Below are 8033 nucleotides of genomic sequence, written 5' to 3'. Positions count from 1 at the left end.
GGGTTGGTACCTGGGGGGGGGGGGAGGGGTGTTTTGGTTGGGTCCCCGAAAACCCCCAAAGCCCCCTCCCCCAAGGCGGGGGGGGGCCCCGCCGCTGGACCTCCATGCTCTGCGAGAGGTGGCGTAGTGGCAACCTTCGCGCGCCTGGTGTGGTGGGCGCTCTTCTCGGCCGCCGTGGTGGCAGGGTTCGCGGCTGGTTGTGATCGTTGGGGAGAGGTGTTGGAGAAGGCCTCGCGGATGAGGCGGGTGCGCTGGCGAACCTCAACTACTGGGCGTACTGGGTCGGCGAGGTCCCGTACCTCGAACTCTCCGACGACTTCATCGCCGCCCGGTCGCCGGGTCCGTGGCCCGGCGACAAGCTCCTCGCGCACCTCGTTCAGGGGCTCGGCCCGCAGTGCGGGTACGCCGAGTTGAACATCCACAGTGTGTGGTCACTGCTCCAGGTCCGGCCGGATCTGCTGCGCTCCGGAACTGCGGCCCGCGCCCTGCGCGAACGGCTCCCGGTGCTGTTGGATGGTCGGGAGCTGTCGCGGCGCGGGCGACGCGAACTCGACAGCATCCGCTACGCGATCCGCCTTGTCGAGGCGTGAGAGGAGCCAGACAGTGACAGACGACCTGACGCCGGTGGCGAGGTTCCTGTTCGAAGCCGGGACGCTCAAGCAGACCAAGCGCACGGGCTGGTGGATGGCCGGCGTCCGCGATCCCGAATCGGTCGCCGAACACTCCTGGCGAACCGCGTTGATCGCTTCGATCATTGCCAAGCTCGAAGGCGCGGACCCGGCGCAGGCCGCCTTCCTCGCGGTCTGGCACGACTCCCAGGAGACGCGCACCGGGGACGTCAACCATCTGGGGAAGAAGTACGCGCCCGGCGCCGATCCGGCGGCGGTGACGGCCGACCAGGTCGGCGGCATGCCGGAGATCCTCGCCTCGACCATCCGGGATCTCGTCGCGGAGTACGAAGCGAAGGACTCTCCGGAGGCGGTCTGCGCGCGGGATGCCGACAAGCTGGAGTGCCTGATCCAGGGAGTCGAGTACAAGGCGCAGGGCTACGCGAACGCTCAGCGCTGGATCGACAACAGCCGTGGCCGTCTCACCACGAAGACCGCCAACGCACTCGCCGACGCCGTCCTGGCAACCGACTCCCTCGACTGGCTCCGTGCTGCCCTCGGCGAGAGGCCGAGCTGACGCGGGTCGTGGATCGCGCCTTGAAGGCGGCACCTTGCCGGTGTCGGTCTCAAAGCGGCAGTTCGATGTGATGGTGGACGACGCCGCGCACGAGATCATCCGGGGCCTGGGCTTCACCCCTCGCATCACGTTCGAGAAGCGGTGCCGCAACTACGGCTTCCAGCGCGACGGAAGGCACCTGCTCGCCACACTCGTTCGCGTTCCCGAGTTGGACGACGCCACGTTCATCGAGGTCGAGACGACGGCCGCCACGGAGGCCGACCTCACGCCGGCCCTCGCCCTTGTCCGTGCGGTGCTGGCCGAACTCGGCATCAGGGAAGTCGACTTGACCACTGAGCTGTACACCGACGCGGTCGCGGCGGCGCGACCGGCCTGACTGGTAGGCCTCATTCCGCATTCACCGGCGCGCTCCCTGCGGCCACAGCACCTCAACCGGCACGCCGCGCCGGCGGGCGTAGGCGACCACGTCCGCCGTCCCGCCGTAGCCGCGGGCCGGCAGGCCGTCCCAGACGGCTAGGAGTTTGTCGACCTGGGCTACCAGGACCTCGCTCCCCGCCATGTGGGCGGCTTCGTCGGACTCCACCCGGCCTGTTCGGTGAACGGCGTTGGCACTGCTCAACAGCCGGTCGTAGACGGGGTGATGCCAGTCCGGCAGCCCGTCCCGGTATTGATCCGCCGGAATGACGGCCTCCAGCCGGGCCCCCCGTTCGAGCGCGATCTCCGCCAGCCACGCGTCCGGCCCGTCCGCGATGCAGGACACGACCGTGAGCCCAGTCGGGTCCTCGCCCGCGAGAGCGTCTTCGAGTAGCCGTCGAACCTGCTCCTCCACTCCGGCCGCCAGCCCCCGGTGCCCCGTGATTCCGATCCGCAGACCGCTCCGGTCGGCCTTCACGGCGTAGTGCCCTTGCCGGAGGTTTCATCCAGGAACGTCACCTCGAACGATTCGAGGTGCTGCGCGCGTTCGGCCAGGAATCGGCGGACGTGAGGTTGCCGTTCGTGCTCCTCGAAGGCCGTACGGTCCGCGTACAACTCATAGAAGACCCGGACGTGTGGCTCGCCCGGCACGGTGTGAGTGACGTAGAGGAGTGTGCCCGGTTCCTGGGCGCGGATTTCTTCGAGGGCCGCAGCTGCCAGCTGGTCGAAGGCGCGGGCTGCTGTGGCGTCGTGGGTGATGAAGCGGACGACCAGACCGAATCCCACGGGTCACGCGGCCTTCTGGCCGGCGACCTCGCGGGTGCGCTGGTGGAGCTGGCGGACCGTACGGTTGGTGGCTCGTGCCGGGAGGCCCTTGCCCAGAGCCTGGAAGTGCTCGTCGCCACGGACGGAGCTGATCGTGACGTAGTCGTCCAGGAACGCGTTCCAGGTGGCGCAGGCGGCCTCGACGTGCCCGAGTTCCATCTGGCGGCGGGCCAGCAGGCCGTTGCCGTGTACGCGGCCCTGTTTCTCGTTGGCGGGGCGGGCTCGGTTGGAGAGTTGAAGTTCCTTGATTGCCCCTGAGAGGTCGCCGAGTTCGTACAGCACGTGCGAGACGTGGAAGTGGTAGGCGGCCTGGTCGTAGCCGCCGACGGAGTCGTTGCGGCCCTCGGCCTGGGTCAGCGCGGTTTCGGTCTCGGCAAGCCGCGCGAATGCCTGCCGCTGGTCCTTCACCATGGCGGCGCCGTGCGCCTGTTGGCCGGCGAGGAAGGCCCGCAGTCGCGGGCCGGAGGCCGGAGCCGCTTCGGCGGCCGAGTCGGCCAGTTCCAGCGCCTTCGGGCCGTATCCGAGATTGGACGCCTGGAGCGCCATGCCCCGTAGGGTGCGGCAGTACGTCACGTGGTCCTGGGCCTCGCGTGCGAGCTTGAGGGCCTGGACGTAGTACTTCTGGCCGAGACCGTGGGCAGTCTCGTACATCGCCATCCACCCGGTGAGGTAGGTGAGATCGGCGGCGGCCGACAGCAGCCCGGCCTTCACTTCCGTGGTGCCGGATGCCTGGAGCCAGGGTCCGACCGAGTTGACCAGGAAGGCCGCCGCCATCGGGCGGGCGTGGGCGGCGCCGAGCTCGTCGAGGATATCGGCGATCCGGTCCGTCATTCTCCGAACGGTCTCGACCTCGCCCTGGCCGACCCGCACGGTACGGCCCGCAGCGGCATGGTTCATCCGGTCAGCGGTGTCGTCGAAGACCGGCAGTGTCAGGGCGAGCGAGTAGAGCCCGGAGGCGAGTACACCACGGCGTGAGGGATCCATGTCGGCTTTGCCGATCGACATCAGATCGGACAGGACCCCCTGGCTGCCCGCCTGCTCGGCGCCGCGCCCGAAGCCCGTCTCCTCGGGTGTCACCGGTCGTCCGAGCCGACGTGAGAACGTCTCGCGGACAATCTCCTGTGCGTCTGCCCGGGGCTGAGTGCCCGAGAGCCAGTGCGAGATCGCCGACTTGTCATAGGTCAGCTGGTGCCCCGCCTCGGCTCCGACGCGATTCACGGCTCGGGCGAGCTGGCCGTTGCCCCACCCCGCCTGCTGCATGAGTGTCGCGAGCGCGGTGTTGGGTGTGCGCGGTCGGTGGGTCATCGCGATCCCGTCCTCTGTTCAACCGGTTCAACGCCTGGACCAGCTTCGCCTGTTCTCCCTTCTTGTGTACCCGCGTTGACTTGGCGTCAGCCATTTGGACGGTGGGTGTGGACCCGAACGATCCGGCATGGCTGCAGAATTGTCGCTATGTGACCGAATGGATTCCCAGTGATCGTCAGTCCGCTCAACACCGCTCGATTCCCGGTTCCGCTGGAGTGGGGCGTGCCGCCGGGGGCCGACGCCGTGCCGGCGGCCCGGCGGTTGGTGGGGGCGATCGTGCGGGAGTGGGGTGTGCCGCTGTCGGCGGACGGGCTTCAGGAGGTGGAGCTGTGCGCCAGCGAGGTGATCGCCAATGCGCTCGTGCACACCAGGGAGCGCTGCGCCGTGACCGTCCGGTGGGTGCCGGGCGGGTGCGGGTGGAGGTCGCCGATCGGTGCCCGGAGCTCCCGAAGCGCGAGCGTGACGCCGGATCGACCAGCGGGCGTGGCCTCCTGCTCGTCGAAGCGCTGGCGCACGCATGGGGCTGGCGCCCGGCGGGGGTGGGCAAGGTGGTCTGGTTCGAGTACCTGGAAGTCGCCGAAGTGCCGTGCCCCACGCATGGATGGGGCACGGCGCTGGACCTTCACGCTCTGCGAGAGGTGGCGTAGTGGCGACCGTCGGGCGCCTCGCGACTGTGACGGATTGTTGACTGACAGTAAGGAATTGGCTTGTGCGTCGGTGTCTCGGCTGCTGCCGAGACTGAGCCAGGACACGTTGGCTGGGACTTGGTCACGGTTGTTGGAACCGGAGTGCCCCAGCGCTGGAATCGCTCTTGGGGCTACTACTCCAGCTGTAGTTCGTGAGGCGTGTGTGACTGAAGGCGTGAAATGGGTTGATCATTCCCAGCCGTGCTCGGCGTAGGTCCGGTTGTCCCACTCCGGGTGCTCTGTGGTGTAGGTGCCCCAGCCCATGCGCTGGTAGTACAACGTCATCGCGTCGAAGTAGCTCGCGGCCTCAACGGTCCACACGAGCCGGGCACCTTCGGACAAGAGCGCACGAGCCCCGTCTCCGCGCGGTCCGGCCAGGCAGAACATCTTTCCCTCCTCGCCTTCGTCCCACAGCTCGTGAAGCATTGGCTCAGGATAGGTCCCAAGCGGCGCGGTGTGACTACAACGGCTGAACCGCTGTCGTCCCCGCCGCTCCAGTTGTCCTGCGTACGCGCTCGCTCGGTTCCAAGCCCCTCAGCGGAGCGGCCACGGACGCCGCGAGCCCGGGTAGTTCGGAACTGGTTCCAACAAACCTGTCCCACCGGGTCGAAACGGCCAGGTCACCACACCGTGTCAGTTTCACCTACCGTGTCCCGGCTCAGAGACACCGACGTCAGGCCCTGTCCTGGCAGTTGTGCCCGACTGGCTCAGAGGGTGTCGGTGGTGGTCAGTCGACTGAGAAATGCGTCGGGGTGGGGTGAGCCGCCCGAGCATCCTCGGCAACTGATTTTGATCGGTTGTCAGGTGATGCCGGTGGATCGAGTGGCGGTCCTGGGGTCGTGCCCGTGTGGGTGCGTCAAATGTGGTGGCGGCCCGGTGCCGGGGGTGGTCATTCTGGGTGGATGGGTGATCGTGCGAATTTTGTCGTTGTCCGCGAGAGCGGTGAGTTCGAGCTGTACCTGTCGCGGTTCGGGGCGATAGGAATCGACCTCGACCTCCTGGCCGGGCCGGCGGAGGCGCTTTCGATGGTCCGGCACCTGAGGGCGGTCGACTGGTGGCTGGATGATGTGCACTGCCAGGGTGCGGCACTGATCGACCTCGGCCGGAAGGTGCTGATGCTGTTCGCCTGGGAAGGGCCGAGCGCCGAGATGCGTCACAGGGCGGCCACTCTGGAACTGTTGCGGGAGGCATGGGTGGGGTGGGACGTCCGGTGGATGTACGACGGCCCTGCCGAGCTGCGGACGTACCTGGGGCTGGACCCCGAACACGTCCGCGCTCGTGGGCGCGGGCATGCGGTGGGGCCGCTGCTCGAACCGGGCGACGAGGAGCTGGCTGACCCCGAGTCGATGGTTGCGGTGGTGACGGTCGGGGCGGTCGGGGCGGAGCACTGCTACGTGCTGGCGAACGTCAACGACCATCCGGTCCGGGAGGGGGCTGCGCTGCTCGACCGACTGGCGGGCGGCCCCGAGCACGGGGTCTGCGAGGCGTCGGCCGATGCCGGCATCCACGTCGATCCGCTGCGTCGGCGGGTGGGCTGGTGGGTGCTCGGGGCGTCGGCGGAGGCGTACGAGATGCCGCAGCGGTGGCCTGGTTGGACGGTGGAGTTCTGGCAGGACCGCTGGGAGGAGCATGTACTCGCGGCGCCCGGACGTTTCTCGCCGCCGCCGGTCGACCGGGCGAGGGCGCTGGCGGACGTACGGGCCGCGGCCGAACGCCGTCGAGAGGCATGAACCCGCCCGGCGCCCGCCGGGTCGGCCTGGCCGACCCCACCCCGCGAACCGTGCCGGCAGGCACTGACGTGCATACTTGCCGGACGATCAGTAGGACGTAGAGGTGATGACGCGGTGAAACTGGCTGAAGCGCTCGCGCAGCGCGCGGCTGCGGTGCGGCGGGTGGAGCAGTTGCGGGCGCGCGTCGTCGGCAGTGCCCGCTACCAGGAGGGCGAGGAGCCGGCCGAGAGCGCGGCGGAGGTCCTGGCCCAGGCCGGAGAGGTGCTGGACGAGCTGGAGCGGCTGATCCGTCAGATCAACCGGACCAACTCCACCGCGCTCATCGAGGGCGGCGGCACGCTGACCGATGCCCTCGCCCGCCGGGACGTCCTGCGGCTGCGCCACTCGGTGATCACCGCGGCCGCCGACGCCGCCTCCGGGCGCGACCAGCGCGGAGTCGTACGGCAGTTGCGGTCCGAACTCAGGATCCTCGCCGCCCTGCCGGTCGCCGAGCTCCGCGCCCAGGCGGACGCCCTGGCGAAGGAGATCCGCGAGGTGGACACCCTGATCCAGCGCACCAACTGGGAGATCGACCTGATCGAGGACTGACCCCACCAGCTGGGTGTGGGAAGCAGGTAGTCGCCACGGAGGCGTGCACACACCGCGGGCCGGCGGTTCATCCGGCCCTTGGCGCGTGAAGAGCAACGCAGGGGGTTCGATTCCTCATCAAACAATGCAGCTCAGCATCGCGTACAGGTGACAGAGCACACTGTACAGCTCACCACCACGTGCAGATCCGGGCGACGAGGGCGGGAACGGGGCGCCCCACACCCGGTGCGAGGGCCGTGCACACCAGCACGGCCCTCGCACCTTTTCCACCCCGGGGCCGCTCAAGAAGCGCCTCCCGTCAGGGCGCACCGAAGAAGCCGAAGAAGGCGTCCAGGATCTGCTGCGCGGCCAGCCCCGCCGGCATGGTGCCGGCGCGGACCTGGGCCTCCAACTCGACCGAGAGCCGCAGCACTTCGGGGTGTTCGTGCAGCCGCGCGTAGAGCTGGTCGTGGACCATCGTCCAGGTCCATTCGACCTGCTGTTCCCGCCGTTTCGCGGCCAGTGCGCCGGTGGCGTCGAGGACCTTGCGGTGTTGCTGGAGCCGTTCCCACAGCACGTCGAGTCCGGCGCCGTCGCGGCCGCTGCAGGTCAGCACGGGCGGCGTCCACGCCGCGTCGGGGGCCTGCAACAGCCGTAGGGCGCCGGCGAGTTCGCGGGCGGCGGCGCGGGCGTCGGGTTCGTGCGGGCCGTCGGCCTTGTTGACGGCGATGACGTCGGCCAGCTCCAGGACGCCCTTCTTGATGCCCTGCAACTGGTCGCCGGTGCGGGCGAGGCTGAGCAGCAGGAAGGTGTCGACCATCCCGGCGACGGCGGTCTCGGACTGGCCGACTCCCACCGTCTCGATCAGGACCACGTCGTAGCCGGCGGCCTCCATCACCACCATGGACTCCCGGGTGGCCTTGGCGACGCCGCCCAGTGTCCCGGAGGTGGGCGAGGGGCGGACGAAGGCGTGCGGGTCGACGGCGAGGCGTTCCATCCGGGTCTTGTCGCCGAGGATGGAGCCGCCGGTGCGGCTGGACGTGGGGTCGACGGCGAGTACGGCGACCCGGTGGCCGAGCCCCGTGAGCATGGTGCCGAAGGAGTCGATGAAGGTCGACTTGCCGACACCGGGCACGCCGGTGATGCCCACCCGGACCGCGCCGCCCGCGTGCGGCAGCAGCCGTTGGAGCAACTGCTGCGCGAGCGCGCGGTGGTCGGGCCGGGTGGACTCGACGAGGGTGACGGCGCGCGCGATCCAGGCGCGCGAGCCGTCGAGGACACCCGTCACATAGCTGTCGAGGTCGATCGTCCGCGGAGGCAT

The 8033-nt window shown here is 69.3% G+C and carries 11 protein-coding genes; 5 read left to right on the top strand and 6 right to left on the bottom strand.

The genetic code is table 11. The annotated features are described in order from the left end of the window. Window positions 1-206 precede the first annotated feature (206 nt). Genes ACFVX9_RS25790 through ACFVX9_RS25780 form a run of 3 tightly spaced genes read left to right on the top strand, consistent with a single transcriptional unit; the run spans window position 207 to window position 1561 of the window. Window positions 207-590, top strand: coding sequence for a hypothetical protein (locus ACFVX9_RS25790; protein ID WP_380375411.1), 384 nt, complete (start codon window positions 207-209; stop codon window positions 588-590). A 13-nt stretch (window positions 591-603) separates the two neighbouring features. Next, the gene (locus tag ACFVX9_RS25785; protein ID WP_380375412.1) at window positions 604-1185 is read left to right on the top strand and encodes an HD family hydrolase; all 582 of its coding nucleotides are present in this window, start codon (window positions 604-606) and stop codon (window positions 1183-1185) included. A 34-nt stretch (window positions 1186-1219) separates the two neighbouring features. After that, window positions 1220-1561 carry a hypothetical protein gene (locus tag ACFVX9_RS25780; RefSeq protein WP_380375413.1) on the top strand — a complete coding sequence of 114 codons (342 nt, stop codon included), beginning with the start codon at window positions 1220-1222 and terminating at the stop codon, window positions 1559-1561. Window positions 1562-1582: 21 nt separating this feature from the next. Here the strand turns inward: ACFVX9_RS25780 and ACFVX9_RS25775 are convergent, their stop codons facing one another. The 5 genes from ACFVX9_RS25775 to ACFVX9_RS25755 all read right to left on the bottom strand — a co-directional run bounded on the left by ACFVX9_RS25775 (window position 1583) and on the right by ACFVX9_RS25755 (window position 4736). Beyond that, complete coding sequence (locus ACFVX9_RS25775) at window positions 1583-2056, bottom strand: hypothetical protein (RefSeq protein WP_380375427.1); 474 nt, start codon at window positions 2054-2056, stop codon at window positions 1583-1585. Window positions 2057-2073: 17 nt separating this feature from the next. Beyond that, window positions 2074-2385, bottom strand: coding sequence for a putative quinol monooxygenase (locus ACFVX9_RS25770; RefSeq protein ID WP_380375415.1), 312 nt, complete (start codon window positions 2383-2385; stop codon window positions 2074-2076). A gap of 3 nt (window positions 2386-2388) precedes the next feature. Next, window positions 2389-3729, bottom strand: coding sequence for a hypothetical protein (locus tag ACFVX9_RS25765; protein WP_380375417.1), 1341 nt, complete (start codon window positions 3727-3729; stop codon window positions 2389-2391). A 314-nt stretch (window positions 3730-4043) separates the two neighbouring features. Next, window positions 4044-4244 carry a hypothetical protein gene (locus tag ACFVX9_RS25760; RefSeq protein WP_380375419.1) on the bottom strand — a complete coding sequence of 67 codons (201 nt, stop codon included), beginning with the start codon at window positions 4242-4244 and terminating at the stop codon, window positions 4044-4046. 360 nt (window positions 4245-4604) lie between these two features. Next, on the bottom strand, window positions 4605-4736 hold the full coding sequence (locus tag ACFVX9_RS25755) for a hypothetical protein (protein ID WP_363376953.1): 132 nt from the start codon (window positions 4734-4736) through the stop codon (window positions 4605-4607). Between the two features lie 581 nt (window positions 4737-5317). On the opposite strand from ACFVX9_RS25755, the gene ACFVX9_RS25750 reads away from it, so the two are divergent. Together ACFVX9_RS25750 and ACFVX9_RS25745 are read left to right on the top strand one after the other, a co-directional pair. Continuing rightward, on the top strand, window positions 5318-6145 hold the full coding sequence (locus ACFVX9_RS25750) for a hypothetical protein (RefSeq protein ID WP_380375420.1): 828 nt from the start codon (window positions 5318-5320) through the stop codon (window positions 6143-6145). Between the two features lie 114 nt (window positions 6146-6259). Then, a complete protein-coding gene (locus tag ACFVX9_RS25745; protein WP_380375422.1) occupies window positions 6260-6733 on the top strand; it encodes a DIP1984 family protein in 474 nt (157 codons plus the stop codon). Window positions 6734-7031: 298 nt separating this feature from the next. Here ACFVX9_RS25745 and meaB read toward each other — a convergent pair whose 3' ends face one another. Further along, the gene (gene meaB, locus ACFVX9_RS25740) at window positions 7032-8033 is read right to left on the bottom strand and encodes a methylmalonyl Co-A mutase-associated GTPase MeaB (protein ID WP_380380665.1); all 1002 of its coding nucleotides are present in this window, start codon (window positions 8031-8033) and stop codon (window positions 7032-7034) included.

The organism is Kitasatospora sp. NPDC058243, assembly GCF_042882025.1.
GTDB lineage: Bacteria > Actinomycetota > Actinomycetes > Streptomycetales > Streptomycetaceae > Kitasatospora.
The sequence above is the reverse complement of the archived record's forward strand: the minus strand, read 5'-3'. Positions and strand labels throughout refer to the sequence as shown.

Coding starts and splice junctions, on each gene's coding strand:
- ACFVX9_RS25765 (WP_380375417.1), bottom strand. CDS start 3,729: ATGACCCACCGACCGCGCACACCCAACACCGCGCTCGCGACACTCATG.
- ACFVX9_RS25750 (WP_380375420.1), top strand. CDS start 5,318: ATGGGTGATCGTGCGAATTTTGTCGTTGTCCGCGAGAGCGGTGAGTTC.
- meaB (WP_380380665.1), bottom strand. CDS start 8,033: ATGCCTCCGCGGACGATCGACCTCGACAGCTATGTGACGGGTGTCCTC.